Below are 26,521 nucleotides of genomic sequence, written 5' to 3'. Positions count from 1 at the left end.
TGTACTCTATGCGCTTTTTTCTGCTCGGCTTTCTGATGCTGTTCTCCCTTGGAGCGCAGGCCCAACAGCCCGATACTACCCAAATTCAACTCTCCAACGTGGATGTAGCACCGGCCGCCGTGGATATTTCCGGCTGGCTGCTGCTCGACAAGGACATTCAGACGGAGCTGGAAGGGGCGGTGTATAACATCTACAACTTCAAGCACGACAAGGCCGAGCGACAGTTTCGCAGCCTGCGCCGCCGCTACCCCAACCACCCCATGCCCTACTTTCTGCTGGGCCTGACTACGTGGTGGAAAATAATGCCCAGCAACATCACCAGCGAGCAGTACGACAAGGTGTTTCTGGCCTACATGGACACGGCAATTACCAAAGGCGAACGGCTTTATAAGGCCGATAATCAGAACTACGAGGCCAGCTTCTTCCTGTCGGCCGCGTACGGCTTCTCGGCCCGGCTCAATGCCGAGCGCCACAACTGGAGCAAGGCCACCTTCGCCAGCAAAAATGCCCTGCGCTACCTCAACAAGAGCCAGGAAGCCAACGGGCTGAGTCCGGAATTTTTGTTCGGCCAGGCCCTCATCAACTACTACGCGCCCTGGATTTCCGACAACTACCCGCTGCTCAGACCTGTGCTTATTTTCTTCCCGAAAGGCAATAAAAAACTGGGGCTGAATCAGTTGCGCAACGTGGCGGCCAATGGCTTCTACACGGCCCCGGAAGCCAAAGTGTTCCTGATGAAAATTCTCTACAACGAGGAGAACAACCCCGTAGAAGCCTTTCCGCTGGCCCAGGCCATGACCCGCAAGTATCCCGACAATGGCTATTTGCAGCGATTTTATGCCCTGATGAGCTACCAGGCCGGCGAGTCGGCGGAGTGTGAGCGGGCGAGTCGGGACATTCTGGATAAGATCAACCGGGGGCTGCCGAGCTATGAGGCCATCAGTGGCCGGTACGCGACCTTCTTTCTGGGTAGTCTGATGCAGAATCAATACAAGGACCTCGACAAAGCCCGGGAATACTACCAGCGCTGCGTGGTGTTTTCGGAGAGTACCGGCGACACCAAGCAGGGCTTCTACCTGTATTCCGTGCTCAACCTGGCCCGTATTGCCGATAAAAACAAGGACGTGGCCACCGCCGCCCGCTATTACGGGGAAGTGCAGGACAAGGCCGAGCGTAAGTCCGACGCCTTCAACGAGGCCAAAGCCTACCTGAAGAAAGTACGCAAGTAGCGGGGCAACCCGGCAGGTACCTGGCTTGGCAGGGCAAACCCCGCGCTTTGCCTTTTAATGCGGTTGGTTCGCCGTAAAAACCGCTGATTTGGTAGCTGGGGGCAAACGGTAACCGCCAAAGCTTTCGTATTGAAAGAGTACCAACTGTGGAGAAGGCAGCAAATGCGGTAGGCGGTACCCGTCGTTGGGTAGTGGAGACAGTTTAATTGACTGCGATTGTATCTTGTTAGCAGTCAATTTATTATTCTTTCTTCTTGCCGGAAGCAGGCTGTTGAACCGGCCCGCGTGCCACCTGCCCGCGTGCCACCTGCCCCATGAGCTCATTCCCGCTGCCCCGCCTTATCACATCCTATCATCGGCCCCTGAAATTACTGCGCGTCTGGCGGCGCGAAATAGAAAGCAGCACTCAGCTGGTTCCGGTGCTGGCGTATTTACCGAGGATAATTAAACGATATGCGGCGCGGCAACTGCTGCTGAATCTGCGGGGAATGCCCCCCATGAGCCCGGAAGTAGAGCAGTGGATAAAGGCCTCCTGGATTCCGCGCCTGCGTGATTCGGGCATCCGGCGCCTGGCCCTGCTGCTGCCCGCCGACAGTTACAATATGCGCGTGATAGAAGGCCTGCTCTGGGCTTCGGCCACCCAGGTGCTGCCCTACGAAATCCAGTATTTCTCGGAATTGCCCGCTGCCCTCGACTGGGTTACCGATGCCGAACTGCCCACCAGTGAGCCGGACTGGTCGCGCCACTGGCACGGTCCGACCATGCTGCGGGGCCAGCGGCTGCGGTGGAGCCGGACGAATCGGGCGCAGTAACCAGGGCCGCCCGCCCTATTGCGGCTCGTTGAAAACGACGCCAACAACCAGTTCGGCGGCCGGTGGGCTTTGGAACCAGGCATGGCGTGGGAGTGCGGAAGTTTGAGCGTGCCCGCCTCTGGTGGCGGACGGAGAAAATACCGCCGGAAACAAGGTTCGGGTCTAGCCCAGTGCCCCGCAACCCCGCAACCCCGCAACCCCGCTGGCAGAAACGGGAACTACGGTTGGCCGCTCAGCGCCGTCTGAGGTTGCCGGCGGGCCTCCTTGCGCAGCAAATCCTGGGTGTGGGTGAGGAGCCTCAGGTCGCCGCTGAGGCCGTGGGCGGGCACCACCACCCGGGCTTTGGCGTAGCGCCGCTGCATGGCGCGCAGGCTGCCGGGCCACTGCTTGAGGTTGGCTTCCGGCCCCGGCCCCMGCCCGGTAGCGGCCTGGGGCCGGACCAGTGCGCCCCCGAACAGGATGCGGTGGCGCGGCAGCCAGGCCACCACATTGTCGGGGGTTTGGCCAGGGCCGGGGAAGAACAGCTCCAGTCGCGTGCGCCCGGCCCGGATGAGGGTACAGGGCTTGAGCGCCGCCGTGGGAGCCAGCTGCTGCGGATATTGCTGGTGCCAGCGCGCCGCCGTGGCCGGGCTGCTGTACACCCGGATGTGCTGGCTGCGCAATACGGCCAGCCCGCCGGGCCGGGCCGTGGCGGCCTGCGTGATGATGGCCAGCCGCACCCGCTCGTGGAGGCTGTCGGCTACCCATTGCAGGAGCTGGCGGGTCTGGTCGGGGTCCCAGGCGGTATCAACGAGCAGAATGCCCTGGCTGGTGCGCACCAGCAGGCCGTTGCTGGCTACCGGCCCGGCCGAACCCCGGGGGCGGCCATACACGGTGGGCACGAACACCCCTGGGGCAATGGGGCGCACCCGCAACGGGGGCAGCCCCGGCGCACTACCCGCCCGGCCCGCTACGGGCAGCAAACTGGTGAGCAGCAATAGAAAAACGGCCAGCAACCGGTTGGAACAAGCAGAGAAAGAGGATTGGCGCATCGAAAGGGAAAAAGACAAGTCCCGCTAACGTTGGCTACCCGCAAAAAAGTGCCTGGCTTACTGCGGGGTCCGGCCCAGAATCTGCTGCACGTGGTGTTCCAGATGCACGGCGTAGTCCTCAATCAGCCAGCGCAGGGTTACCTCGTAGCCGTTTCCGTAGGTGCAGCGGTGGGCGTGGGCCGTCAGCGGAATCTGCTCGATCAGGCGGATGAGCTGGCGGTTGTAGGTGGTCCAGAGGCTGAGCAGGTCGGCCGGGAGCGTGTGCTGATAGTCGGCGCACCGCACCCAGGCATCCTGGTCGTAGGGCGTCAGCACCAGGGGCTCGGGGGTGGTAAGGGCCAGCATGAAACGCTGGTGGTTGTTGGCCGCCGAGTCGATCAGATGGCCCAGAATCTGCTTGCGCGACCATTTGCCCGGCCCGGGAAAGGCCGCTAGCTCTGCCGGCGAAAAGAGCGGCAGCCGGGTGTTGAGCAGCCCCAGCAATTCGTGCAACCGATGACAAACCTGGGGCATACTAGGCGCGGATAAAACCATACGGGCTGAGTAAGAGGCCGAACTATTGTGCAAAGATGGCGGTATGCAGGAAGAATCGGGTGCTTATCGGTTGAAATCTGTTTTTTTCCCCTGCCGGTAGCGCCGCCCATTTTAGCCCCCTCCATGTCTTCAGCCCCCACTTCCCCATTGCCGGCAAGCCCGGTGCAGTCGGCCATTCCCGCCCTGTTTGCCCGCCAGCAGGCCCGCGCCGAAGCCCTGCGCCGCGAGGCCGTGAGCAGCCGCGCCAACCGCCTGCGCCGGCTCGACGCCTGGATAACCGAAAACCGGAAAGCCATTCAGGAAGCACTCTACGCCGACTTCCGCAAGCCCGCCGCCGAAACCGACATTACCGAAATCTGGTCGTCGCAGACGGAACTGCGCCACACGCTGCGCCACCTCAGCCAGTGGGCCGCCCCGCGCAAGGTGGGCACGCCCATGGCCCTGGTGGGCACCCGCGGCTGGGTGCAGCCCGAGCCCAAGGGCGTCTGCCTCATCATCGCGCCCTGGAACTACCCGTTCTACCTGGCCATCGACCCGCTGATTTCGGCCCTGGCGGCCGGCAACGCCGTCATTATCAAGCCCTCCGAGATGACGCCCATCGTGGCCGCCCTGCTCAGCCGCCTGTGCCGGGAACTCTTCGATGAGGCCGAGGTAACGGTAGTGGAGGGCGACAAAGACGTGGCCACCGAGCTGCTCAAGCTGCCCTTCGACCATATTTTCTTCACCGGCAGCCCCCAGGTGGGGAAAGTGGTGATGCGCGCCGCCGCCGAGCACCTGACCAGCGTGACGCTGGAACTGGGCGGCAAGAGCCCCGCCGTGGTCGACGAAACCGCCGACCTGCGCGACGCGGCCGAGAAAATCATCTGGGGCAAAGGCGTGAATGCGGGCCAGACCTGCGTGGCCCCCGATTACGTGCTGGTCCACGAAAATGCCCGCGACCAGTTGCTGGAGGAAATGCGCGGCGTCATCAGCCGCTTCTACTCGCCCGAAGGCCAGCCGGTAGCCGATTCGAACTCCTACGCCCGCATCGTCAACGACAACCACTACGAGCGCCTGGCCGGCCTGCTGGCCGATGCCCGCGCGCAGGGCACGGCCGTAGCCCTGGGCGGTGCTACCGATGCCGCCGCCCGCTTCATCGAGCCTACCGTACTGCTCGACCCGCCCACCGGCAGCCGGGTGATGCAGGAGGAAATATTCGGGCCGCTACTGCCGGTGCGCACCTTCCGCCACCTCATGGATGCCGTGGACGAGGTGAATTCGCGGCCTAAGCCGCTGGCGCTCTACGTGTTCAGCCAGGATGAGGAAAACCAGCGCTACCTGCTCCAGAACATTCCGGCCGGCGGGGCCTGCGTGAACGAAACCATCCTGCACCTGGCTCACCCCGACCTGCCTTTCGGTGGCTTCGGCAACAGCGGCATTGGCCGCTGCCACGGCCAGGCGGGCTTTATGGCCTTCAGCAACGAGAAATCGGTGCTCAGGCAGCGTACCGGCCTCACGGCCCTCAAACCCCTCTACCCGCCCTACACGCCCAAAGTCCGGAAGATGATCAACATGCTGGTAAAGTGGCTTTAGTGGCGGACGAGTGATATAAGGGAGGAGTGAACTGGCCTTCCGCCGAAGCAGGACTCTGAGTACAGCCCTTGCGCGGTATCGTTCAATAAGTGCGGCTAAACAACGTCAGCGCGCTGTAGGGATGCAAGGATGCGTCTCTACAGCGCGCTGACCGCTTCTACAGGATGCGCAATAGCAGTCAATACGCTGACCGGGATTCCTGCTTCGGCGGAAGGACAGCTCACCTGTTCACCGGGTCACGCAGTTGTTGTATTTGGTATGCAAGCCGAGTATTTCGGGAAAATTGCCGAACTTTTAGGCCTCGCCCCCAGTGAGAGGCGTTTGCCATTTCCCGCCCGTCTATGCAGTTCACCGAAGCCCAGCGCGTCACCTTGCGCGCCCTCGCCGACACGTTCATTCCGACCCTGCCCGCGCCCGCCGGAGCGCCCGACGCGGCTTACTGGAACCAGGCCGGCTCGGCGGGGGTAAACCTCGACAAGATGGGGGAGGCGCTGGCGGCCCAGCCCGCCGGGGCGCAACAGGAGTTCGAGCAGCTGCTCCGGCTCCTCGATTCGCCGGCCCTGGGCCTGACCTGGTTCGGACCGTTGCGGCCATTTGGGCGGCTGGAGCCGGAGCAGCGCGAGAAGCTGCTGCAAAGCTGGGCTTCTTCCGGCGTGCCCCAGCTGCGCAAGGGCTTTCAGGCCCTGCGCAAGCTGTACATGTTCCTGTACTATGGCGGCTCCACGGCCGGGCCGGGCAACCTGGTGTGGGAGCACATCGGCTACCCCGGCCCCCAGATGCCTCTGGAAACCGTGACTGCCGAACGGCCGCTGCGGCCGCTGCAACCCACCCAGGACGTGGTGTACGACTGCGACGTGCTGGTGATTGGCAGCGGGGCCGGGGGTGGGGTGGTGGCGGGCGAGCTGGCCGCCGCCGGCCACGATGTGCTGGTGCTCGAAAAAGGCCCTTACTTTCATGGATCCGAGTTTTCGCAGCGTGAAGTGGACATGCTCGGGACGCTCTACGATGCCCGGGGCACGCTCAGTACCCAGGATGGGAGCGTGGCCCTGCTGGCCGGCTCCTGCCTGGGCGGGGGCACCACCGTGAACTGGGCGGGGGCCTTCCGGACCCCCGATTATGTGCTTCAGGAATGGGCCCGCGAGCACCAGTTGCCCCACTTCGTATCGGATGGCTTTAAACGGAGCCTGAACGCGGTGAGCCAGGTGCTGAACGTGAACATCGATTATGCCCGCCACAATGGCCAGAACCAGGCTCTGCTCGACGGCTCCCGGCGGCTGGGGCAGGAGGTGAAGCTGATTCCGCGCAATGAGCGCCACCCCACCGACTCGGAGGAGCACTTCCGGGGCATGGGCTACAGCTGCTTCGGCGACCGGCACGGCGTGAAGCAGGGCACCCTGAACACCTACCTGCAAACGGCCTTTGAGCACGGAGCGCGCCTGCTCTGCGATACGCTGGTCGAGCGCGTGACCATTGCCCAGGGCCAGGCCACCGGGGCCGAGGCCGTGCACACCACCCCCGACGGGCGGGCCGTGCGCGTAACGGTGCGGGCCCGCCGGGTGGTAGTGGCCGGTGGGGCCATTCAGACGCCGGCGCTGCTGCTGCGGAGCGGGCTGCGGCATCCGCACCTGGGCCAGCACCTGCATTTGCATCCCACGGTGGTGGTGTCGGGCATTTATCCCCAGCCAATGAACGCTTGGCACGGGCCGATGATGTCGGTGGTCAACGACGGGTTCACGATGCTCGACGGCACCAACTTCGGAGCCAAGCTCGAAACGCCGCCCGCCCACCCCGGCCTGATGAGCATGGTGCTGCCCTGGTGCTCGGGCCGCCAGCACAAGGAGCTTATGCGGCAGGCGGCCCACATCGGCTCGTTTATCGTGCTCACCCGCGACCGGGACGGGGGCCGCGTGCGCGTGGACAAAAACGGCCAGGCCCTGATCGACTACTCGCTGAGCGAGTTCGACCGCAACCACCTGCTGCGCGGGGTGCGGGCCGCCGCCGATATTCATGTGGCGGCCGGGGCCGGCACCGTACTGCTGCCCCACGGCACGCTGCCCCAGCTACATGCCGAAAATGGCCGGCTGCGCAACCCCGAGGTGCTCGATAACCTGCCGCACCTGAGCTGGAAAGCCAATCAGTTCGGCCTCTACAGCGCCCATCAGATGAGCACCTGCCGCATGGGCGGCGACGCGGCCACCCACCCGGCCAGCCCCAGCGGGGAGCTCTACGAAGTGAAGCACCTGTTCGTGGCCGATGCCTCGGCTTTTCCGGCCTGTAGCGGCGTGAACCCAATGCTGACCATCATGGCCCTGGCCCATTACATGGCCCAGGAGCTAAAGGCCGGAATGCCCGCTGGCGCAACCGAGCGGCCCGTTACGGTGGGAGAATAATGGCTCCGCCGCACCCGAAGGCGCTGTTCTCGCGTACGGACCCCCAATGATGCTCTCTTTCCGCTCCCCTATTCCCCGCACTATGCCTTTTTCACGTCTGCCGCTGGCGTTGCTGCTCGCCGCTGGCCTGCTGGCCGGCTGTGCCCGCCGCCCCGCCGCCGCCGATGCCGCCGTTCCGGCGGCCCCGGTGAGCCCGGCCAAAGCAGCCAAGGCCGAAGCCAAAGCCGTAGCCGCCGCCCCGCCCGCCGCCCGCGACCTGACCGATGTACTGACCGAAGAGCTCAACCTGACCACTGAGCAGCGCAGCCAGGTCCGGCAAATCTTCACCAGCACCCTCACCCAGGCCAAGCAAACCCAGCAGCGCCTCAAAGCCGACCGCCCCGCCATGATGGTGGAGCTCAAGCGCCTCAACGCCGCCTCCGATCAGGAGCTCCAGCAGGTGCTCACGGCCGAGCAGTACCAGCAGCTCAAGGCCAAGCAGCGCCAGGTGCAGGAGCAGATGCGCGCCCGTAAGGGCCAGTAGCGGGTTGCGGGCTGAAATGCCCGGGGCCGGGCAACGGTTGGCAGGCGGGCCGCATCTGGCCGGGTAAGGCCGCCCGAAAGCCGGCGGGGCCGACCGTACGCCAACCCCGGATGCTGATGAAACTGCTATTCCTTACCGCCCTGCTCAGCGGCCCCGCCGCCCTGGCCCAAACCACACCGCCGCCGCCAACCGCTGCGCTGGCCCACCGCATCAACCAGCTCATGCGCGACCCCGCCGAGCCGGACACCGAGCTGAAGGTGGTGCTGACGGACTGCCACATCACCCAGGTGGTGCGCCAGTACCGCCCAAATCCGACGCCCGACGCCACTACCGTGCAGGTAAGCCACCAGAAAAACGGCGGCAACTGGTCGGTGCGCTCCGATGAAACAGTGACCTTTGAACTGACGCTGGGCTCGGAGTGGAGCCAGGTAACGGCCCTCACGTACGCGCTGCAACACGCCGAAAAAACCGGCCGGCCCTATTACACCGTGCAGGTAAACCGCCGCACCAAGTCGGAGAATGGATCGTCCTCAACCACCCTGGAGCTGCCCCTCTACACTCCCGACGAAGCCGTGGCCCGCGACGTGGTTCGCCAGCTGGAGCAGCTGCGCCAGGGCTGTGGCGGGCGTCTGTAGCAGGTGCGCAGCCGGTTTGCTGGCCGGCTCCGGCAGGGCGCAAACTTACGAGCAGGCGCTACCTGCCTGGCGGCCAGCACTCCGCCTCAAACGAGCCTGATTCACCATCTTTGCCGCTCACTTCATCTGCCCGCTTCCTCATGGCTGCTTCCCTCGTTCAGGTTCCCGAAACCCCTCACCGCGTCCGGTTTCAGGACTGCGACATGCTGGGACACCTCAACAACGCCCGCTACCTCGACTATTTCCTCAACGCCCGCGAAGAGCATGCCCTGCAACACTACACTCTCAACCTGGGCGAGCTGGCTCAGGAGCTGGGGGCCGGCTGGGTAATCACCAAGCACTGCATCGCCTACCTGCGCCCCGCCCGCCACGCCGAAACCGTGCTGATCCGTACTCAGCTCATTCACTTCGATAACTCGAACCTGGTGGTGGAAATGCAGATGCTGCGCGAAGACGGCCTGCAACTAAAGGCCGTGTTGTGGTCGGAAATGGTCTTTGTGCGCGTACCCGGCGGCACCCGCACGGAGCACTCCGATGCCCTGATGGACCTGCTCGAAGAGCTGGACGTGGAAGAAGTGAGCTACGACCCCGATGGTTTCGATGAGCGGGTACGCCGGCTGCGCAAAGACCTCAAGCGGGAGCGCAACGGGTAGGCAAAAGAGCGCGAATGCCAAAATCCTGCTCAACCTGCGGGTGGGTCAGCCGTTAGAGAAGAACCGAAAGGGCTCCGGCGCTTTCGGTTTTTTTCTATCCACTCTACCCCACCAAACCACGATGAGTATTTTCGGAAGCGACGCCCTGAAGGGCAAAAAGATAGCCATTATTGCCACCGACGGTTTCGAGCAGTCGGAGCTCGAAAAACCCAAGAAATACCTGGAAGGCGAAGGCGCTGAAACCCACGTCATCTCCCTCAAAAGCGGCTCTATCAAGGGCTGGGACGAAAAGGACTGGGGTGACAAAGTAGACGTAGACAAAGTAATCGGCGACGTGAAAGTAGCCGAATATGATGCCCTGGTGCTGCCCGGCGGCCAGATGAACCCCGATGTGCTGCGCACCGAGTCCGCAGTGGTGAGCTTCGTAGGCGAGTTCGTTCGCTCGGGCAAGCCCGTCGCCGCCATCTGCCACGGTCCCTGGACGCTGATTGAAGCAGATACCGTGCGCGGGAAAAAGATGACCAGCTGGCCCAGCCTCAAAACCGACATCAAGAATGCTGGTGGCCACTGGGTGGATGAAACGGTAGTGGTCGACGGCAACCTTATCACCAGCCGCAACCCCCAGGACATTCCCGCTTTCAACGAGAAGATCAAGGAAGCCCTGGTGGGCAAAAAGTAAATAGCTGCCCACCACTGACCAGCGCCCCAGCCAAAGAGGAGGCCCCCGTTCCAGAAGCCCGGCAGAACCGGCGGAACGGGGGCCTCCTCTTTGGCTGGGTGGCACCAGCAGTTACAGGGCCAGCAAGCGGCCGGCGAACTGGTGGTAGGTGAAATAGAAGGACAGGTCGAACAGCAGCAGAAAGCCCCCCTGTAGCCAGATAGATTTCCCGTAGCCCAGCAGGCGCTCGGGCTGGTTGGCGGTAGCCGCCCGCCGCCGCAGCCAGGTTCCCAGTAGCAGATACCCCACGTCGAGGCCCGCGTTCAGCAGCAGTATATGCTCGAACGAAGTCTGGGCGCTCAGGCTTTCGGGGAGCGTGAGGCCGGCTACCTGCTGCGGATGAGCCCGCAGAATTCCCCACACCGCCACCAGCGTATTCACCACGTTCCAGCCCACGTTCAGCAGGTGAAAGTGGTGGGCTTCGGTGCGGGCATCGGTCCGGGCCACGTAGTAGCCGCTGACCACCAGATTGAGCAGGGCCCAGCTCCCGAGCACGGCCATGCCGTGCTCAGCCAGTAGTTCCCGGGCCTGATTGATGGCGGGCAGCTCAGCAGATAGTAGCATACGAAAAGCGAAGAAGCTATAAAAAAAGGAAGCCCCGCAGGGCTTCCTTTTCAGTACTGGAACGGGGCAGCGTTAGTTGGCGATGCCGATGCCGACGTACACCTGAAACATCCCGTTTTTGATGTTGGTAATGGAGTTCTTAACGGCTGAAGTCTGGTCTTTGATGATTTCGTTGAAGCCGGCTACGTAGCGGCCACCTACGCGGGCCGGACCTACCCGGGCTTCCAGGCCGGCCGCCAGCCCATAGTCGAGGCTGTTGTACGCATAGGGGTAGGTATTGCCTTCGTTGGCAATTTTACGCTCCTTGCCATTCTCCACTACTTTCGTCAGCAACGAAACCTGCGGCCCCACGTGCACGCTCACGTTGTCGAGGAAATTGTACACCAGCAGCACGGGCACCTGAATGTAGTCGAGGCGGGTGTTGTAGGCACCGTTCACTGTCTGGCCCTGAGCATTGGGCACACCGTTGTTGCCGGCAAACCCCTGGCGGCTGTACAACAGCTCGGGCTGAATGGAGAACTTGTCGCTGAAGCCGTACTGGGCGTACACCCCGGCGTGGAAGGTGTTATAGACCCCTTCGTTGCTGTAGTTTTTCTTGTCGTCGCCGCGGAAGTGGGCCGCCGTGAAGCCCCCCTTAACGCCGAACCCAGTGTTGCGCGAGTCGCCGCCGTTGGAGGAATTGTAGTCGGAGGAAGAACGGACGCCGATGGGGCCGTCGGTTTGGGCCATAGCGGTGGCACTGAGGGCGCAACCGGCCAGTAGGAAGGCAATGTGTTTCATGGGAGAGGGTCGGTAAAGGGCAGGGGATGGGCAGGGCGCGTAAACGGTTGGCCCCGTCTGTTAGCCGCTATACTTACCCCCGCCCAGAAGGTTACACGTGCCCCCTGAGGAAAGCCTGAATTTTATACATATTGACAATGGTTAATCTGCCGTCAAAACCTATCTTTGTCTCTTTACGGCCGCCGCCACGTTGGTTTTGATCGGGGTGTTAGCTCAGTTGGTTCAGAGCACTACCTCGACAAGGTAGGGGTCATCGGTTCGAGCCCGATACGCCCCACACAAAACCGCCCGAATCCAAAGATAACCGCCCCGATCCGGCGGTTATCTTTGTTTCCGGCTGGTTTGGGGCCGGGGTTCTACCGTAGTTGCCTTCCTATGCTCTCCATTGCCTGGGCACCCCTCTATGCCCACTCCCTGCCCGCCAACCACCGCTTCCCCATGCTCAAGTACGAGCTGCTGCCCGAGCAGCTGCTGCGTGAGGGCATCGTGCCGGCAAGCGCCTTTTTCCAGCCCGTACCCCCGCCCGCAGCGGATATCCGGCGGGTACACGCCGCCGACTATTACCACCGGCTGCAAGCCGGACAACTCACGCGGCAACAGGAGCGGGCCACCGGTTTCCCGTGGAGCCCGGAGCTGGTCCTACGCGAAACCACCATTCTGGGCGGCACGCTGGCGTGCGCCCGCCGGGCCTGGGCCAGTGGGGGCGTAGCCCTCAACATTGCCGGCGGTACCCATCATGCTTTCCGCGACCGGGGCGAAGGATTCTGTCTGCTTAACGACCAGGCCGCCGCCGCCGCCTGGCTGCTGGCCTGGCCGGAGCGGCCCGTACAGCGGGTGCTCATCATCGACCTCGACGTACACCAGGGCAACGGTACGGCGGCTATTTTTGAGCACGAGCCCCGCGTTTTTACCTTCAGTATGCACGGGGCGCGCAACTACCCCCACCGCAAGGAGCGCTCCGACCTCGACCTGCCCCTGCCCGACGGGACTGACGATGCCGCCTACCTGGGGCTGCTGCGCGAAACGCTGCCCCGCCTGCTGGACGAGCATCAGCCCGACTTCGTGTTTTACCTGGCCGGGGTGGATGTGCTGGCTACCGACAAGCTGGGCCACCTGGGCCTGAGCCGGGACGGCTGCCGCCAGCGCGACGCCTACGTGCTCGGCCTCTGCCACCAGCAGCAGCTGCCGGTGGTCGTGTGCATGGGCGGCGGCTACTCCCCCCGCATCCTCGACATCGTGGAAGCCCATGCCAATACCTTCCGCGTAGCGGCTGATTTGTGGGGTTAGCCAGGAACGGATGGGCCGGCGGTACTGCCTGGCCCGGCTCCCCACCGGCCCGCTCTGCTTCCCGCGCGGCCCATCACGGAATCAGGCACCCGGCAGCCCCACAACCACGCGGCTACTCATCGTCCACAGGCTTTAGCGGAGGGTAAGCGCCGCGTCCCAGTCTTTCCAGACGGGCTCGTAGCCCTGGCGGCGGATCATGGCGGCAATGTCGGCGGGGCTGCGCTCGTCCGAAATTTCGAACTGCTCCAGCGACTCCGGCTCCACGGCGTAGCCGCCGGGGTTGGTTTTGGAGCCGGCACTGATGCTGGTGATGCCCAGGCAGATGATGTGGTCGCGGAAAGTAGGCGTTTCGCGGGTCGAAATCGAGAGCTCCACTTCCTCGTTGAGCAGGCGGTAGGCGCAAATGAGCTGGACCAGCTCCCGGTCGCTCATCTCCACTTTGGGTGGCAGCTGGCCCTCGGCGGGGCGCAGGCGCGGGAAGGAAAGGCTGTAGCGGGTTTGCCAGTAGGTGCGTTCGAGGTAGTCGAGGTGCAGGGCGGTGAAGAAGGAATCGGTGCGCCAGTCTTCGAGGCCGAAGAGCACGCCGAGGCCCATTTTGTGGATGCCGGCCCGACCCAGGCGGTCGGGCGTGTCGAGGCGGTAGTGGAAGTTCGATTTCTTACCCTTGGGATGGTGCTTTTTGTAGCCGGCCTGGTGGTAGGTTTCCTGGTACACCAGCACCGTATGCAGCCCTGCCGGAATCAGCCGCTCGTACTCCGCCTGGTCCAGGGGCTGTACTTCCATCGAAATGTGCGCGAAGTGGGGCCGCAGCGTTTGGATAGCCTGTTCGAGGTAGTCCACGCCCACGGTCTGGTGGGCCTCGCCGGTTACCAGCAGCACGTGCTCGTACCCCCAGTTCTTGAGCACGGCCGCTTCCTGGAGTATTTCCACGCTGCTCAGGGTGCGGCGCCGGATGTTGTTGTCGAGGCTGAAGCCGCAGTAGGTGCAGATGTTCTGGCACTCGTTGCTCAGGTAGAGCGGCACGTAGAGCTGCATTGTGTTGCCAAACCGCCGCCGCGTGAGCTCCTGGCTGAGCCCGGCCATGCGCTCCAGATACGGCGCGGCGGCCGGCGAAATCAGGGCCATGAAATCCTCCAGCGTCCGGCGCGGCGCGGCCAGGGCGCGCTCCACGTCGGCGGCCGTTTTGGCGTAGATACTTGCCTTGGTGTCGTCCCAGTCGTGGGCCTCAAATATGGGGCGAAAACTCATATCAGTTGTCAGTTGCCAGTGTCCAGTTGCCAGTGTCCAGTGTCCAGTGTCCAGTTGCCAGTTGTCAGTTGCCAAGTTGTTGTGGCAACTGACAACTGGATTAATCCAGAAATGCCGTGAGCGGCGACGAGGCCGCCGCGTGGGCTACGGGCGCGGCCAGCCGGGCCTCGTAGGCTATCCGCCCGGCTTCCACGGCCAAACGGAAGGCGTGGGCCATGGCTACGGGCTGGCCGGCCACGGCAATGGCGGTGTTCACCAGCACCGCGTCGGCGCCCATTTCCAGGGCGGCCGCCGCGTGGGAAGGTGCGCCGAGGCCGGCATCGACTACCACCGGCACCGTGCTCTGGCCGATGATGATTTCCAGGAATTCCCGGGTCAGCAAACCCTTGTTGGAGCCAATGGGGGAGCCCAGGGGCATCACGGCGGCCACGCCCACTTCCTCCAGCCGCTTGCACAGCACCGGGTCGGCGTGAATGTAGGGCAGCACCACGAAGCCCATCTTCACCAGCTCCTCGGCGGCGCGCAGCGTCTCGATGGGGTCGGGCAGCAGGTACTTGGGGTCGGGGTGGATTTCGAGCTTGAGCCAGTTGGTTTCCAGGGCTTCGCGGGCCAGCTGGGCGGCAAAGACGGCCTCTTTAGCCGTGCGCACGCCGGAGGTGTTGGGCAGCAGCCGGAACTGCGGGTGGGCCAGATGGCGCAGCAATTCGTCCTGGGTGTCGGCCACATTCACGCGCTTGAGGGCCACCGTCACCAGCTCCGAGCCGGAGGCCAGCAGGGCCGCTTCCATCAGGGCCGACGAACCGAATTTGCCCGTGCCGGTAAATAGCCGCGAGCCGAACGTGCGCCCGGCAATAACGAGCGGCTGGGTGTGCAAGTCAGTCGTCATACAGCAGGAACCAACTCAGCGAGAAGTTCAACGAATTGCGCCGCCGCCGTTGTGGGGTCGGGGGCCGCACCAATGGCCCCCGCTACGGCCACGCCGTGCAGGCCCGTGGCCCGTAGCGCCGCCACATCGGCCAGCCCCACGCCCCCAATGCCAATAACCGGCGTGGTAAAACCAGCGGCCCGGTACTGGGCCAGAACTTGTGCGTAGCCCGCCAGGCCCAGAATCGGGCTCAGCTTTTCCTTGGTTGTGGTGAAGCGCAAAGGCCCCAGCCCGATGTAGTCTACCCCGGCCGCCACCAACTGCTCCATCTGCGCGAAGGTGTTGGCCGTGCCCCCGATAATAACATCCGGCCCCAGCAACGCCCGCGCCTCGGCGGGCGGCATGTCCTGCTGGCCCAGGTGCACCCCGTCGGCCCCGATTTCCAAGGCCAAATTGGGGTTGTCGTTGAGGATGAACGTGGCCCCGTGGCGACGGCACACGGTCTGCATGGCCAGTGCTAATTGCTTCCACGTGGCGTAGGACGCGTCTTTCAGGCGCAACTGCACCCACCGCGCGCCGCCCATGCAGGCGAGCCCGGCTTGGGCCGGGGAGGCGGTGAGGTAGTGAAGAGTATTGATGTACATAAGCTTCGTCAGTTCTGAAAATGATACCCCAGCAGCGTCTCGTTGCTGGCCAACACCCGCGCCGTGTAGGCCTTGCCCGCGCGGCAGGCGTCCACCAACGACTCGCCCCGGGCCAGCCCCGCCACAATAGCCGCCGACAACACGCAGCCGCTGCCGTGCTTCTCTCCGTGGGCCAGCCGCGGGGCCGAAAATTCGGCTACCACCCGCCCGTTCTGGTAGAGCACGTCCACGGCCTCGGCCCCGTCGGCGTGGCCGCCTTTGAGCAGCACCGGACAGAAGCGGCTGACGGCCACCGCGGCTTCGGGAGCGGTAGGTGCTGCCGGCCATAGGCGCCGCATTTCGGGCTGGTTGGGCGTAATCAGGGCCAGCCCGGTGCAGATGTCGGCCACCAGCTCCGGGGGCGGACCGGCATGAAAATCGTAGCCGGCGCTGGCCTTCAGCACCGGGTCCCAGACCACGCCGAGAGCAGGGTTTTGCGCCCGCAGCCACTGCAGCAGCTTCGGCAGCTCCAGCAGGTTTTCCACCAGCCCGATTTTGGCCCATTCCACCCGGAAGCGCGTTAGCAGGGGCCGGGCCTGGTCCTGGATGTCGGCCAACGGGACCCAGTTCACGCGCTCAAACGCCACGTCAGTCTGTACCGTGAGGGCCGTGCACACGCCGAAGCCGTAGGCGCCGAGCTGCTCGAACGTCTTGCCGTCGGCCAGCAGGCCCGCGCCGCCGCTGGGGTCGAAACCGGCGAGGCTAAGCACGTAGGGGCGGGGTGGTTGAGGCATGGATTGGGGTATGAGAACGTCATGCTGAGCATGTGGCGAATCAAGCCAGGGTGCGCAGCCGCAGTCGAAGCATCTCTACGGCAATGCTAACTCCTGATTGCAACGAAGCGGTAGAGATGCTTCGACTCCGCTCCGCTGCGCTCAGCATGACGTTCTTTTCTTCACTACAGGTAAATCTCGCTGCCCTGGGCCACGAACTCCCTGGACTTTTCCGCCATGCCTTTGGTCAGGGCTTCGGCGGCGGTCAGGTCCTGGGTGGCAGCGTATTCGCGCACTTCCTGGGTGATTTTCATCGAGCAGAAGTGGGGGCCGCACATGGAGCAGAAGTGAGCTACTTTGGCTCCTTCGGCGGGCAGGGTTTCGTCGTGGTAGGCGCGGGCCGTGTCGGGGTCGAGGCTGAGGTTGAACTGGTCCTGCCAGCGGAACTCGAAGCGGGCCTTGCTCAGGGCGTTGTCGCGGTACTGAGCGCCGGGGTGGCCCTTGGCGAGGTCGGCGGCGTGGGCGGCTATTTTGTAGGTGATGACGCCGTCCTTCACGTCCTGCTTATTGGGCAGGCCCAGGTGCTCCTTGGGCGTCACGTAGCAGAGCATGGCCGTGCCGAACCAGCCAATCATGGCCGCCCCGATGGCCGACGTGATATGGTCGTAGCCGGGCGCAATGTCGGTCGTGAGCGGGCCCAGGGTGTAGAACGGGGCCTCGTGGCACTCCTGGAGCTGCTTGTCCATGTTCTGCTTGATGAGGTGCATGGGCACGTGGCCGGGACCCTCAATCATCACCTGAATATCGTGCTGCCAGGCAATTTTGGTCAGCTCGCCCAGGGTTTCCAGCTCCGCGAACTGGGCCGCGTCGTTGGCGTCGGCAATGGAGCCGGGGCGCAACCCGTCGCCCAGCGAAAAGGCCACGTCGTAGGCCTTCATAATCTCGCAGATTTCCTCGAAATGGGTGTACAGGAAGCTCTCCTGGTGGTGGGCCAGGCACCATTTGGCCATAATCGAGCCGCCCCGCGACACAATGCCAGTCACGCGCTTGGCCGTGAGCGGCACGTAGGCCAGCCGCACGCCGGCATGAATCGTGAAGTAGTCCACGCCCTGCTCGGCCTGCTCGATGAGCGTGTCGCGGAACAGCTCCCAGGTCAGGTCCTCGGCCTTGCCGTTTACCTTTTCCAGGGCCTGGTAAATCGGCACCGTGCCCACCGGCACCGGGCAGTTGCGGATAATCCACTCCCGGGTTTCGTGAATGTTTTTACCAGTGCTCAGGTCCATCAGCGTATCGCCTCCCCAACGGCAGCTCCACACGGCCTTGTCCACTTCTTCCTCAATGGAGGAAGTGACGGCCGAGTTGCCGATGTTGGTATTGATTTTTACCAGGAAGTTGCGCCCGATAATCATCGGCTCGCTCTCGGGGTGGTTGATGTTGCTGGGAATAACGGCCCGGCCGGCCGCCACCTCGTCGCGCACGAATTCCGGCGTGATGCGGCCCTGGGGCGTATTCGCTCCGAAGCTGTAGCCCGGGTGCTGGACCTTCAGCGCATCGTCGGCGGCCAGCTCATCGAAGCGCTGGTTTTCGCGGATGGCGATATACTCCATTTCGGGCGTGATGATGCCCTGGCGGGCGTAGTGCAGCTGGGTTACGTTGTGGCCCTCCCGGGCGCGCAGGGGCCGGCGGATGTGCTCGAAGCGCAGGTGGTCGAGCTGCTGGTCGGCGGCCCGCTGCCGGCCGTAGTCCGAGGAGGTGCCGGGTAGCTGCTCCACGTCGCCGCGCCCCCGAATCCAGCCTTCGCGCAGGCGCGGCAGCCCTTTTTTCAGGTCAATTTCGATGGCGGGGTCGGTGTAGGGGCCGCTGGTGTCGTACACCGTCACGGGCGGGTTCGGCTCGGTGGGACGCACGAAATCGAACTTGCGCTCGGTGTCGGTGAGGATGATTTCGCGCATGGCCACCCGGATATCGGGGAACAGCTGGCCGGGCACGTACACCTTGCGCGAGCCGGTCAGGGGCTGGCGCTCCACCAGCGTCTGCCGGGGGGCTTGGTCTTGTTTTTTCATAGCGGGGGGAAGGAGTATTGGCGGTCATTCCGAGCGCAGCCGAGGAATCTCGCGCGCTGACGTGGTAGTAGTGACCAGACGGTTAGGATTACCTGGGCAACGTTAGCACGCGAGATTCCTCGGCCGCGCTCGGAATGACGTTCTGTGGTGAGGTTCTGGAACGACGTTCTGAAGGCAGGGCTATTATCCGCCCTGAGTGGCGCGGATGATGGTGAGCCGGTCGTGCTCCCGGAGTTGGCAGGCGGGCCAGTCGGGGCGGGCTACGACCACGTCGTTCACAGCTACGGCCAGGCCGCGCAGGGGCGTGAGGGCCAGCAGTTCGATGGTGGCGGCCAGGGTGGGGGGCTGGGGAGCTTCCAGGGGTTCATTGTTGACAAACAGGGTCATGCAACAAGCGGGTTAGCAGGTTGATGGAAGTCGGAACAATAAACTGTAGGGGCGCACGCCACGAACCCACCGGGGGCCGGTCTGCTTACTTTTCCCTTCGCCAGCATTACCTGGATCAGGTTCAAAGGGTATTTCTCAGTCCTGCGCGGCAGAACACCCCTAAAGTTTATGGGGCCAAGGTAGGCGGAAATATTGAGACGCGAAAATGCGGCGGACGGGTTCGGGCGTTTTCCCAACCGGCACTTTTTTCACGTTCAGCCGGTTGAGCCCCGTGCCCGGACGAAAACCCCACGACAAAGGCGGCCGGCATTGTATCTTTGTGCCATGATGATTGAACTGCCCGTAGTTTCCAAGCGCGATATCCGCAAAATCAGCCCCGACGAGCTCAAAGCCTTTATGGTGGAGCACGGCGAAAAACCGTTCCGCGCCAAGCAGGTGAGCGAGTGGCTGTGGAAGAATACGGCGGGCACGTTTGAGGAAATGAACAACATCAGCCTGGCCACCCGTGAGCTATTGGCTCGTTATTTCGTCATCAATGGTGTGCAGGTGCAGGACCAGCAGCTGAGCACCGACGGTACCATTAAATCGGCGTTTCGGCTCTACGATGGCAACGTGGTGGAGGGTGTGCTCATCCCCCACGATACGCGCATGACGGCCTGTATTTCGTCGCAGGTGGGCTGCTCGCTGACGTGCAAGTTCTGCGCTACGGGCTACATGGACCGCAAGCGCAACCTGGAGGCGGCCGAGATTTACGACCAGGTGGTGCGCATCCGGGAGCAGTGCGAAAGCCAGTACGGCACGCCGCTCACCAACATCGTGTACATGGGCATGGGCGAGCCCCTGCTCAACTACGCCAACGTGGTGAAAAGCATTGAGCGCATCACCGCCCCCGACGGCCTGAACATGGCCCCGCGCCGCATCACCATCAGCACGGCCGGCATTGCCAAGATGATCAAGAAGCTGGCCGACGATGGCGTGAAGGCCAACCTCGCCTTAAGCCTGCACGCGCCCAATGACACCAAGCGCAACGAAATCATGCCTATCAACGAGGCCAACTCGCTGGCGGCGTTGGAGGAGGCGCTCAAGTACTACCACCAGGCCACCGGCCGCAAGGTGACCTACGAGTACATTGTGTTCGAGAGCTTCAACGACACGCTCCAGGACGCCGAGGAGCTATTTCAGATTTCGAAGTGGCTGCCCTGCAAGGTGAACCTCATCGAATACAACCCCATCGAAAACGCCGATTACAAGAATACCGGCGAGGCCAAGCTGATGGCCTTCCACAAGTATCTGGCCGACCGGGGCGTGCAAACCAACCTACGCCGCAGCCGGGGCAAAGACATTGACGCCGCCTGCGGGCAGCTGGCCGTGAAGCAGAAGCCGGAGGAAGCCGCTGCCTAAGGCGACCAATGCACCCAAGGGCAAGAAAACGGCCCCGCTATCCGTTGGATAGCGGGGCCGTTTATGCGGGGCCTATCGAGAGCTTTGCGGCTCTTGCGCCGGCCCTGCCAACTCCGGTCCGGCGCGGCCGTATGCAAGGGCCGCTGCTCCGGTGGTTGCGAACTGTTACTGGTATATTATGCGTTTCTGCCTGCTTTTCTGGGGTTTCTTCTGCTTGTCCCACTTGGTTTCGGCCCAGGCCAACGACGGTTTTCAACGGCTCGACGGCACGGTGTTTCTGATCAGGAACGGCGAAGTCCGGCCCATGCCGCATGATGTGCAGCTGCCCAACGGCCGCCGCGTAACGCGCGACGGCTGGATAATGGAGGCGGATGGTCGCCGCACGGAGCTGCGCGACGGGCAGGGGTGCAGCATGCTGGGCGAGGTGGCCGCTGTAGCGCGCAACAGCAGCGGCCGGCTCCAACTCAGCGGTGGGGAGGCTACTACTGCCGGTAAATCCGAAGCGCGGCCTGTGGCGCAGCAGTGGCCGCTCCAGTGGCGCGGCAAAATCAAGGGCAAAGGAAAAGGCCGGCACAAAGGCAAGCACCGCGACTAACCTGCCCTTACGCCGGGGCGGCCCCCAGACCGCCGCCGCAATACCCTACTCGCGGCGCTTCGCTGGCCTGAACCCAGGCCTAACGGGTCGGCTTTCCAAACCGGAAGGTAAAGTCGATGAAAACCGGAACGACGTAACTAGAAACAGCATAGTCGCCTTCGTAGGGAATGACATAGGCTGCCGCCAGGCCCAGACTGGTGCGTTTCCAGTTGATTTTGGCCCCGTACAAACCGCCCATACCGGCGCTGCTGTTGGCAATAATGTAGTTCTCGGTGATGAGCGAAACGCGGCGGCTGATGCGCTTCTGGCCCCCGAGTTGTAGCACGGGCGTACTGCCAATGTTGCCCCCGGCAAACCCATAACCCAGACCGGCCGTGAGGTTGTTGTCGGCCGAGCCGTACGTTGCCGTTCCGTACAGCAACCCCACCCCGTACGAGGTATCGGTCAGATCAAAATCAGGCACGCGCAAGTAGAGTGCCCCAACCCCGACGTGCCATTTTTCCGCAATCTGGGCCGAGAACTTAGGCGTGAGGGCCAGAAACTGGTTGCGCAGCGGCAGGCCCGGCAACATCGACACCATGCCCCCCATGGAAAAATTGTCGGTTATGCCGTAGTTGGCTCCCAGGAAGTACAGGCTGATATCCTGCAAGTACCCTTCGCCCTCGCGCAGGCCCCAGGCGGTGGGCGCGAAAAACAGGCGGCTGCCGTTGCCGATGTCGTACCAGTTGGCGGGCCGCTTCGCTAGCTCCGAGTTAAGCTCTTGCAGCCGCAGAATGTTGGCTCGCTCCACCAGCACCACGCCCAGGTCCTTGGTCAGAAACTCCAGTTGCCGGGGGCGGCGGGCCGTCATTTCGCCATCGAAGGCAGTGCCGGTCCGCAGCGTTACGCGGAAACGCCGCCCGACCGAGTCGGCGGCAGCTTCTACGCCGGCGACCGGAGCAGCTGGTGCCGCGGCCAGTTCCCGCCGGCGGGTTTCGATGGTCTGGCGCACGGCACTCAGCTCGGCGCTGGTGTGGGGGCGCAGCACTACCCGGCCATCCCGGAGCTGCACGCGCAGGTGCACGGCGCTATCGGCGCTCAGGTTCTGATAAAAGCGGGCTTCCTGAAAGTCGTTGGCTGAAAAGGTGGGAAACAGGCCGTAAGTGGCTTTTTCCCGGGCATCAATCACCTCCCCGACCACCGGGCTGATGGTAAGCACGCGGGCAGGAACATCCTGGCCCCGGGCCTGAACGGCCAGCAGGCAGATGGCCCCCAAGGCACCGGGTAAAAATCGACCTTTCATTGGGTTGGTAGCTGACGGTGAGTAGATAGGATGGTCAAACGTAAGGGTTTGTCCGGCGGTATCCTCGTGCAGCGGCAACCAGAATCAGGCGAAATCAGACTTTGAAGCGGGGGCTATTGGGTAGGAAACATGCGTCCGGTTCGCCCTTTGAACTCCGTGAAAAGGAGAGCGGGTGAGTAAATAGTGATAGAATTTCAGACTTTCTACTTGCGCCACTTGCCTTCCGCATGTGGCCGGCCGGTGGCAATGGCAGCGGCGTCTTCCTCGCGCGGAAGTTCCCGGGTTTCGATGCGCACGGCGTGGGCTTTGGGCTGGACTTTCTGGCCGAAAGCATCGGCAAATTCTTGGGTAAACTCGGCCCCGAAGAAGACGATAAGGGAGGAATAGTTGATCCAGAGCAGCAGCACGATGGCCGAGCCGGCGGCTCCGAAGGCCGAGCCGGGGTCAGATTTCGAGATGTAGAAGGCAATCAAAAACTTGCCCAGCACGAACAGGGCCGCCGTGATAAAGGCCCCCACACCCACGTCGCGCCACCGGATGATGGCATCGGGCAGGAAGCGGTAGATGAGGGCGAAGAGCAGGGTGGTGACGCCTAGCGAGAGCACAAAATCGACGAGCTTGATAGCCAGCACGCCAATTTCGGGAAACCATTGTTGCAGCTGGTTGGTGAACACGCTTAACACGGCGCTGATAACGAAGGAAATCAGCAGCAGCAGGGCCACGCTCAGGATCAGGCCGAAGGAGAGAAACCGTTGCTTGAGAAACTGCCCGATGCCTACGCCAGTGGTTTTCACCTTCAGGTTCCAGATGTCGTTGATGCTCTCCTGAAGCGTGACAAAGAAAGTGGTAGCCGCGAAAACCAGAGTGCCCAGGCCAATAATCGTTGATACGGTCCCGCGTTGTTTGATCGTAAACTCGGCAATGCTGTTTTGCAGAAACTCGGCCGAACTGGGGCCTACAATCCCGCGCAACTGGCCATAGACCTGGCCCGTAACCGCCTCGCCCCCGTACACGGCGCTGGCCACCGTGATGACGATCAGCAGCAATGGCGGCAGCGAGAAGATAGTGTAGTAGGACAACGCCGCCGCGTGGCGAAAGGAGTTGTTGACCATGAACTGAGCGGCCGTTGACTTGAAAATGCCAACGACGTCTTTAAAGCGGTAATGTTGGGCCATGAGGCGGTTTTTCGGAAACGTAAGGAGATGTTAGTACGGGCCGGATTGGCCGGGCGTTCGGTCAGGTAGGCGAAAACCTGTTCTTTTGCGTAGGGACCAGCGTCGCCGGGCTGGTTGGTCCGGAATTGGTTTCCGTTCTTTTTTCGTTTGCTACTATGCGCGCTTTTCGCTTTTCACTAGGTATCCTGTTGGGCTCGCTGGGCTCGTTGGGCGCCTGCCAACCCCAATCCGCTACCACTGCGGCGGCTAAATCGGGCGCGCTCCTGCCCGCCGCAGTCCTGGCTGGCGGTACGTATCCAGCGGCCCCCGGCTTCGATGCGGCCGGCTCCGACGCCCGCGCCATTGCCCTGGCCGACCAGGTGATGGGGGCCATGGGCGGCTACTCCGCCTGGCAGCAAACCCGCCTGCTGGGCTGGGACTTCCTCGACGGCTCCTACCAACTCTGGGACAAGCAAACCGGCGACTTTCGCTGGCAGAAGGACAGCACCGTGGCCGTGTACAACCTGGGTACCCGGCAGGGCAAAGCCTACCGCGCCGGCCGCGACATCTCGGCCACGCCCGACGGCGAGAAGCTGCTCAGCAAGATGTATCCCATCTGGGTGAACAACTCCTGGTGGCTGCTGCTGCCTTTCAAGCTCAAGGATTCCGGCGTTACGCTCACCTACCAGGGAGCGGGCAAGCTGCTGGACGGCACGCCCGCCGAGGTGCTGAACATGACCTTCAAAAACGTGGGCGTGACGCCCGACAACAAGTACGAGGTGCTCATCAACCCCCAGACCAACCTGGTGGAGGAGTGGGCCTACTTCCCCAAAGCCACCGACGCCCAACCCGCTTTCCGCCGCCACTGGACTGGCTATCAGCAATACGGCCCCATTCGCCTGGCCTCCGACCGCTCCGACGGCAAGGATGGCCGGGGGCTGGGCCATATTTCGGCCAGCACCACCGTGCCCGCCGGCCTCATGCAAAACCCCCAGCCGGTCGAGAAGCGGTGATGAAGGGATGAGGGGATGAGGGAATGACTTCTTTCTCACTTCTCACTTCTCAACTCCCACTTCAGCATTTCAATGGGCGCTTCGTGCAGGGCAGCGGCCAGCTCGGCGTCGTTCTGAAACTGGAGCTGATGGAGCACGGTGGTTTCTACGCTGACGGTGAACTGCTTTTCGCGGAAGGGCCAGGGCTCGATGAGAAATGGCCCCTCGGGAGCAGGCTGGCGGATTTTGTGGGTCTGGCCGTTGGGACCCTGGTAGATTTCCAGGGCCCGGCCCATTTCCGGCACTTCGTGGCGGCAGAGGATGAGGCTGAGCCGATCGCACCAGTGCAGCAGGGCGTAGGCCTGGTCGGCTTCGGTCTTCTTGATTTCGAGTTCCCGCCGCCACTGTTGCTGGCTGGCCCGCTGCTCGTCGAGGAAGGCGTTAATCTCCGGGTCTTCGCCGCGCAGGGTTTCGTGGAGCGTGCTCAGGTGCAGGCTGGTGAGCAAACTGCGCCAGCGGCCCTGGAAACGGGCGGCCCGCAGAACGCCGGTGGCCTGCTCCAGGGAAAACGGCTGCATCGTGAAGTTGGCGGGCGCGCCGGCGGGCGTCAGGCCGTAGTGGCCGGTCCAGTGGGGCTGCTGGTCGTCGTGCTGGGCCACGGCGGCCAGCAGCCCCACCCACTGATCGAGGGGCAGGAAAGGTGGCCACTGGTGCAACAGCTGGGCGGCCAGCAGGGCGTGGGCCTGCTGGTAGATAATCTGCCAGCCGGTAGGAACGTAGTTGACAATCATGGGGCAAAGCCGAAAGCGGTACGCCCTGCAAACGGCCTGCCGCCGCCCAGGGTTAGGGCCGGCGGGCGGCGGAATCCCTGGGGAAGCGCAGGACCCGGAACCGGCCTACCTGCTCCATCAGTTGCGGCCGGTAGGCACCCAGGCGCGGGTCGGTTACCAGCACCGAGTCGTCGGTGTAGAGGTAGTGCACCCCGCCCCGCAGGCAGGTGGTGAGGTAGGTCTGGCCGGTGGAGTCGCGGGCGAACAGGTCGTCGCGGCCGGAGAAGCCGAAGCCTTTCTTGTGCAGGAAGTAGAAGTAGATGCAGCCCGAGTTATCGGGGCCGACGAGGCAGAGAGCCGAATCGGGGGCGGCGGCGCGGAGCTGGGCCCGGGAGGCTTCGTAGTAGAGCTCGGGGGCCAGCTCGCGGGGGCCGTGCAGCCAGCGGGCGGGCACGATGCGCACCCAGGCCAGCACCGGCTGCGCCACCAGCAGCAGCACCAGCAGCGGGGCCGCCCACCGGGCGCGTTGCCGGCTCAGCCAGCCCGCGCCCACCACGGCCACCAGCAGCAGCACCGGCACGTGGGGCAGCATGTAGTACTGGTGGGCATCCATCTGGCGCAGCTCCAGCAGGTGGTAGGCCAGCAGCGCCAGCGCCCAGCCCAGCAGCGGCCCGAACCAGGGGTGCTGCCACTTCCGCTCCCCTACTACGGCCCCCAAGCCCAGCAGCAGCAGCCCGAAGGTGGCAAACCCCAGCAGCAGCTCCGGCGTGTCGGATACCAGGTTATCTTTCAGAATGGCGAGGGCCGTGGCCAGGGAGGTAGCCGAGCGCACTTCCAGCCCGAAATCGGTGAGGCCCGAAGTGTCAATCAGGTGCAGGGCGTAGGCGTACCAGGTTACCGGCAGGCCCACGGCCACCAGCCCGAACAAGGCCAGCCAGCCCAGCCGCCGGCTACTCAGGCGGCCCCGCACCAAATCCTGCACCACTACCACGGCCATCGGCGCGCCTACCACGAGGTACTGAAGCTTGGTAGCCCCGGCCAGCGCAACGGCCAGCAGGCTGATACCGAAATCAGTGGACCGGCCCCGGGCGCCGTACCAGCGCAGGAAAAACCACAGGCCCCAGAGCGAGGCGCTCAGGGCCAGCACATCGGGCAGGGCGTTGATGGAATGGTAGAACAGCTCCGGCGACCAGGCTAGGCCCCACGCGCCCACGGCCGCCAGCCAGCGCAACCCGCTCAGCTGCCGCACCAGCCCGTAAAACCCCACCAGTCCGGCCGCGAAAATCAGCCAGTTCACCACCCGCGGAATGGCCTCGTGCACCCCAAAAACCCGATAGTTCAGAGCCACCACCCACTCATACGACGGAAACTGCATCCCCGTCACGCCGTCGGTGTCGCGGCGGCGGTCCACCCGGGGGCGCAGAATGTTCATATCCTCCTCGGCGAAGTTGCGGGCCACGGCCATCGTGTTGCTCTGCCGCCACACGTGGGCACTGTTGGGCGGCTGCTGGAAAAACGGCAGGTGCAGGGCCAGGTTCAGCCCCAGCAGCAGCGGCCAGAACCACCCGGACTCGGTGAGGCGCAGCAGGAAAGCGGGCGGTCGAGCGGAGGATGGATTAGCCAACATCAAGAATAGATAA

26 protein-coding genes, 1 tRNA gene and 1 riboswitch are annotated in these 26,521 nt (G+C 63.5%); of the genes, 13 read left to right on the top strand and 14 right to left on the bottom strand.

The annotated features are described in order from the left end of the window. Window positions 1–8 precede the first annotated feature (8 nt). Complete coding sequence (locus D0T11_RS04175; protein ID WP_119654530.1) at window positions 9–1,229, top strand: tol-pal system protein YbgF; 1,221 nt, start codon at window positions 9–11, stop codon at window positions 1,227–1,229. A gap of 488 nt (window positions 1,230–1,717) precedes the next feature. Continuing rightward, a complete protein-coding gene (locus tag D0T11_RS04170; RefSeq protein ID WP_119654529.1) occupies window positions 1,718–2,041 on the top strand; it encodes a hypothetical protein in 324 nt (107 codons plus the stop codon). Window positions 2,042–2,259: 218 nt separating this feature from the next. On the opposite strand, the gene D0T11_RS04165 is transcribed toward D0T11_RS04170, so the two are convergent. Beyond that, entirely contained in the window at window positions 2,260–3,072 is an 813-nt protein-coding gene (locus tag D0T11_RS04165) for an MBL fold metallo-hydrolase (protein WP_147374516.1), read from the bottom strand. A gap of 57 nt (window positions 3,073–3,129) precedes the next feature. After that, on the bottom strand, window positions 3,130–3,585 hold the full coding sequence (locus tag D0T11_RS04160; RefSeq protein ID WP_182888228.1) for a DinB family protein: 456 nt from the start codon (window positions 3,583–3,585) through the stop codon (window positions 3,130–3,132). Window positions 3,586–3,729: 144 nt separating this feature from the next. Between D0T11_RS04160 and D0T11_RS04155 the strand changes: the two genes are divergently transcribed. The 6 genes from D0T11_RS04155 to D0T11_RS04130 all read left to right on the top strand — a co-directional run bounded on the left by D0T11_RS04155 (window position 3,730) and on the right by D0T11_RS04130 (window position 10,058). Continuing rightward, entirely contained in the window at window positions 3,730–5,178 is a 1,449-nt protein-coding gene (locus D0T11_RS04155; RefSeq protein ID WP_119654526.1) for an aldehyde dehydrogenase family protein, read from the top strand. 341 nt (window positions 5,179–5,519) lie between these two features. Further along, window positions 5,520–7,568, top strand: coding sequence for an FAD-dependent oxidoreductase (locus D0T11_RS04150; RefSeq protein WP_119654525.1), 2,049 nt, complete (start codon window positions 5,520–5,522; stop codon window positions 7,566–7,568). A gap of 82 nt (window positions 7,569–7,650) precedes the next feature. Further along, complete coding sequence (locus D0T11_RS04145; RefSeq protein ID WP_147374515.1) at window positions 7,651–8,091, top strand: hypothetical protein; 441 nt, start codon at window positions 7,651–7,653, stop codon at window positions 8,089–8,091. Between the two features lie 116 nt (window positions 8,092–8,207). Next, window positions 8,208–8,726: a hypothetical protein gene (locus D0T11_RS04140; RefSeq protein WP_147374514.1), complete on the top strand. Its 519-nt coding sequence runs from the start codon at window positions 8,208–8,210 to the stop codon at window positions 8,724–8,726. A gap of 140 nt (window positions 8,727–8,866) precedes the next feature. After that, window positions 8,867–9,379, top strand: coding sequence for an acyl-CoA thioesterase (locus D0T11_RS04135; protein WP_119654522.1), 513 nt, complete (start codon window positions 8,867–8,869; stop codon window positions 9,377–9,379). Between the two features lie 121 nt (window positions 9,380–9,500). Further along, a complete protein-coding gene (locus D0T11_RS04130) occupies window positions 9,501–10,058 on the top strand; it encodes a type 1 glutamine amidotransferase domain-containing protein (RefSeq protein WP_119654521.1) in 558 nt (185 codons plus the stop codon). A 111-nt stretch (window positions 10,059–10,169) separates the two neighbouring features. On the opposite strand, the gene D0T11_RS04125 is transcribed toward D0T11_RS04130, so the two are convergent. Further along, complete coding sequence (locus tag D0T11_RS04125; protein ID WP_119654520.1) at window positions 10,170–10,661, bottom strand: DUF6992 family protein; 492 nt, start codon at window positions 10,659–10,661, stop codon at window positions 10,170–10,172. Window positions 10,662–10,733: 72 nt separating this feature from the next. Beyond that, window positions 10,734–11,441, bottom strand: coding sequence for a porin family protein (locus D0T11_RS04120; protein WP_119654519.1), 708 nt, complete (start codon window positions 11,439–11,441; stop codon window positions 10,734–10,736). Window positions 11,442–11,643: 202 nt separating this feature from the next. On the opposite strand from D0T11_RS04120, the gene D0T11_RS04115 reads away from it, so the two are divergent. Beyond that, a tRNA-Val gene (locus tag D0T11_RS04115) sits at window positions 11,644–11,718 on the top strand. 98 nt (window positions 11,719–11,816) lie between these two features. After that, window positions 11,817–12,728 (top strand): histone deacetylase family protein, encoded by a 912-nt coding sequence (locus D0T11_RS04110; RefSeq protein ID WP_119654518.1) that lies wholly within the window; start codon window positions 11,817–11,819, stop codon window positions 12,726–12,728. 132 nt (window positions 12,729–12,860) lie between these two features. Here the strand turns inward: D0T11_RS04110 and thiH are convergent, their stop codons facing one another. The 6 genes from thiH to thiS form a co-directional block, all read right to left on the bottom strand. Next, window positions 12,861–13,976, bottom strand: a complete 1,116-nt coding sequence (gene thiH, locus D0T11_RS04105) for a 2-iminoacetate synthase ThiH (protein WP_119654517.1) — start codon at window positions 13,974–13,976, stop codon at window positions 12,861–12,863. Between the two features lie 100 nt (window positions 13,977–14,076). Continuing rightward, window positions 14,077–14,862, bottom strand: coding sequence for a thiazole synthase (locus tag D0T11_RS04100; protein WP_119654516.1), 786 nt, complete (start codon window positions 14,860–14,862; stop codon window positions 14,077–14,079). After that, complete coding sequence (locus D0T11_RS04095; protein WP_119654515.1) at window positions 14,859–15,485, bottom strand: thiamine phosphate synthase; 627 nt, start codon at window positions 15,483–15,485, stop codon at window positions 14,859–14,861. The genes D0T11_RS04100 and D0T11_RS04095 overlap by 4 nt, the downstream gene beginning before the upstream one ends. Window positions 15,486–15,493: 8 nt before the next feature. Next, the gene (locus D0T11_RS04090; RefSeq protein ID WP_119654514.1) at window positions 15,494–16,258 is read right to left on the bottom strand and encodes a hydroxymethylpyrimidine/phosphomethylpyrimidine kinase; all 765 of its coding nucleotides are present in this window, start codon (window positions 16,256–16,258) and stop codon (window positions 15,494–15,496) included. A 164-nt stretch (window positions 16,259–16,422) separates the two neighbouring features. Beyond that, a complete protein-coding gene (thiC, locus tag D0T11_RS04085) occupies window positions 16,423–18,300 on the bottom strand; it encodes a phosphomethylpyrimidine synthase ThiC (protein ID WP_119654513.1) in 1,878 nt (625 codons plus the stop codon). Between the two features lie 183 nt (window positions 18,301–18,483). Further along, the gene (gene thiS / locus D0T11_RS04080; RefSeq protein ID WP_119654512.1) at window positions 18,484–18,687 is read right to left on the bottom strand and encodes a sulfur carrier protein ThiS; all 204 of its coding nucleotides are present in this window, start codon (window positions 18,685–18,687) and stop codon (window positions 18,484–18,486) included. A gap of 75 nt (window positions 18,688–18,762) precedes the next feature. Next, window positions 18,763–18,858: riboswitch (TPP riboswitch) on the bottom strand. Window positions 18,859–19,014: 156 nt separating this feature from the next. Between thiS and rlmN the strand changes: the two genes are divergently transcribed. Further along, entirely contained in the window at window positions 19,015–20,088 is a 1,074-nt protein-coding gene (rlmN, locus tag D0T11_RS04075) for a 23S rRNA (adenine(2503)-C(2))-methyltransferase RlmN (RefSeq protein ID WP_380283692.1), read from the top strand. Window positions 20,089–20,266: 178 nt separating this feature from the next. Next, entirely contained in the window at window positions 20,267–20,683 is a 417-nt protein-coding gene (locus tag D0T11_RS04070; RefSeq protein WP_119654510.1) for a DUF6799 domain-containing protein, read from the top strand. Between the two features lie 79 nt (window positions 20,684–20,762). On the opposite strand, the gene D0T11_RS04065 is transcribed toward D0T11_RS04070, so the two are convergent. Together D0T11_RS04065 and D0T11_RS04060 are read right to left on the bottom strand one after the other, a co-directional pair. Next, complete coding sequence (locus D0T11_RS04065; RefSeq protein ID WP_147374513.1) at window positions 20,763–21,965, bottom strand: hypothetical protein; 1,203 nt, start codon at window positions 21,963–21,965, stop codon at window positions 20,763–20,765. Between the two features lie 203 nt (window positions 21,966–22,168). Beyond that, window positions 22,169–23,140, bottom strand: coding sequence for a YihY/virulence factor BrkB family protein (locus D0T11_RS04060; protein ID WP_119654508.1), 972 nt, complete (start codon window positions 23,138–23,140; stop codon window positions 22,169–22,171). Between the two features lie 155 nt (window positions 23,141–23,295). Between D0T11_RS04060 and D0T11_RS04055 the strand changes: the two genes are divergently transcribed. Continuing rightward, a complete protein-coding gene (locus D0T11_RS04055) occupies window positions 23,296–24,132 on the top strand; it encodes a hypothetical protein (protein WP_147374512.1) in 837 nt (278 codons plus the stop codon). A gap of 35 nt (window positions 24,133–24,167) precedes the next feature. On the opposite strand, the gene D0T11_RS04050 is transcribed toward D0T11_RS04055, so the two are convergent. Then, window positions 24,168–24,902 (bottom strand): DUF3891 family protein, encoded by a 735-nt coding sequence (locus tag D0T11_RS04050; protein ID WP_119654506.1) that lies wholly within the window; start codon window positions 24,900–24,902, stop codon window positions 24,168–24,170. A 52-nt stretch (window positions 24,903–24,954) separates the two neighbouring features. Further along, entirely contained in the window at window positions 24,955–26,508 is a 1,554-nt protein-coding gene (locus D0T11_RS04045; RefSeq protein ID WP_119654505.1) for an ArnT family glycosyltransferase, read from the bottom strand. Between the last annotated feature and the right edge of the window lie 13 nt (window positions 26,509–26,521).

Source organism: Hymenobacter rubripertinctus (assembly GCF_003583925.1).
In the GTDB taxonomy this organism is placed as follows: domain Bacteria; phylum Bacteroidota; class Bacteroidia; order Cytophagales; family Hymenobacteraceae; genus Hymenobacter; species Hymenobacter rubripertinctus.
Note: the sequence above shows the minus strand (reverse complement) of the source record. Positions and strands in the feature narration are given on the sequence as shown.

What these genes read in the sequence shown, in the direction of transcription:
- D0T11_RS04125 (WP_119654520.1), bottom strand. Translation starts at nt 10,661, where the DNA reads ATGCTACTATCTGCTGAGCTGCCCGCCATCAATCAGGCCCGGGAACTA.
- D0T11_RS04130 (WP_119654521.1), top strand. Translation starts at nt 9,501, where the DNA reads ATGAGTATTTTCGGAAGCGACGCCCTGAAGGGCAAAAAGATAGCCATT.
- D0T11_RS04150 (WP_119654525.1), top strand. Translation starts at nt 5,520, where the DNA reads ATGCAGTTCACCGAAGCCCAGCGCGTCACCTTGCGCGCCCTCGCCGAC.
- D0T11_RS04120 (WP_119654519.1), bottom strand. Translation starts at nt 11,441, where the DNA reads ATGAAACACATTGCCTTCCTACTGGCCGGTTGCGCCCTCAGTGCCACC.
- rlmN (WP_380283692.1), top strand. Translation starts at nt 19,015, where the DNA reads ATGATTGAACTGCCCGTAGTTTCCAAGCGCGATATCCGCAAAATCAGC.
- D0T11_RS04155 (WP_119654526.1), top strand. Translation starts at nt 3,730, where the DNA reads ATGTCTTCAGCCCCCACTTCCCCATTGCCGGCAAGCCCGGTGCAGTCG.
- D0T11_RS04145 (WP_147374515.1), top strand. Translation starts at nt 7,651, where the DNA reads ATGCCTTTTTCACGTCTGCCGCTGGCGTTGCTGCTCGCCGCTGGCCTG.
- D0T11_RS04060 (WP_119654508.1), bottom strand. Translation starts at nt 23,140, where the DNA reads ATGGCCCAACATTACCGCTTTAAAGACGTCGTTGGCATTTTCAAGTCA.
- D0T11_RS04055 (WP_147374512.1), top strand. Translation starts at nt 23,296, where the DNA reads ATGCGCGCTTTTCGCTTTTCACTAGGTATCCTGTTGGGCTCGCTGGGC.
- D0T11_RS04170 (WP_119654529.1), top strand. Translation starts at nt 1,718, where the DNA reads ATGCCCCCCATGAGCCCGGAAGTAGAGCAGTGGATAAAGGCCTCCTGG.
- D0T11_RS04160 (WP_182888228.1), bottom strand. Translation starts at nt 3,585, where the DNA reads ATGCCCCAGGTTTGTCATCGGTTGCACGAATTGCTGGGGCTGCTCAAC.
- D0T11_RS04065 (WP_147374513.1), bottom strand. Translation starts at nt 21,965, where the DNA reads ATGAAAGGTCGATTTTTACCCGGTGCCTTGGGGGCCATCTGCCTGCTG.
- thiH (WP_119654517.1), bottom strand. Translation starts at nt 13,976, where the DNA reads ATGAGTTTTCGCCCCATATTTGAGGCCCACGACTGGGACGACACCAAG.
- D0T11_RS04070 (WP_119654510.1), top strand. Translation starts at nt 20,267, where the DNA reads ATGCGTTTCTGCCTGCTTTTCTGGGGTTTCTTCTGCTTGTCCCACTTG.
- D0T11_RS04100 (WP_119654516.1), bottom strand. Translation starts at nt 14,862, where the DNA reads ATGACGACTGACTTGCACACCCAGCCGCTCGTTATTGCCGGGCGCACG.
- thiC (WP_119654513.1), bottom strand. Translation starts at nt 18,300, where the DNA reads ATGAAAAAACAAGACCAAGCCCCCCGGCAGACGCTGGTGGAGCGCCAG.
- D0T11_RS04140 (WP_147374514.1), top strand. Translation starts at nt 8,208, where the DNA reads ATGAAACTGCTATTCCTTACCGCCCTGCTCAGCGGCCCCGCCGCCCTG.
- D0T11_RS04175 (WP_119654530.1), top strand. Translation starts at nt 9, where the DNA reads ATGCGCTTTTTTCTGCTCGGCTTTCTGATGCTGTTCTCCCTTGGAGCG.
- D0T11_RS04050 (WP_119654506.1), bottom strand. Translation starts at nt 24,902, where the DNA reads ATGATTGTCAACTACGTTCCTACCGGCTGGCAGATTATCTACCAGCAG.
- D0T11_RS04095 (WP_119654515.1), bottom strand. Translation starts at nt 15,485, where the DNA reads ATGTACATCAATACTCTTCACTACCTCACCGCCTCCCCGGCCCAAGCC.
- D0T11_RS04090 (WP_119654514.1), bottom strand. Translation starts at nt 16,258, where the DNA reads ATGCCTCAACCACCCCGCCCCTACGTGCTTAGCCTCGCCGGTTTCGAC.
- D0T11_RS04110 (WP_119654518.1), top strand. Translation starts at nt 11,817, where the DNA reads ATGCTCTCCATTGCCTGGGCACCCCTCTATGCCCACTCCCTGCCCGCC.
- D0T11_RS04135 (WP_119654522.1), top strand. Translation starts at nt 8,867, where the DNA reads ATGGCTGCTTCCCTCGTTCAGGTTCCCGAAACCCCTCACCGCGTCCGG.
- D0T11_RS04045 (WP_119654505.1), bottom strand. Translation starts at nt 26,508, where the DNA reads ATGTTGGCTAATCCATCCTCCGCTCGACCGCCCGCTTTCCTGCTGCGC.
- thiS (WP_119654512.1), bottom strand. Translation starts at nt 18,687, where the DNA reads ATGACCCTGTTTGTCAACAATGAACCCCTGGAAGCTCCCCAGCCCCCC.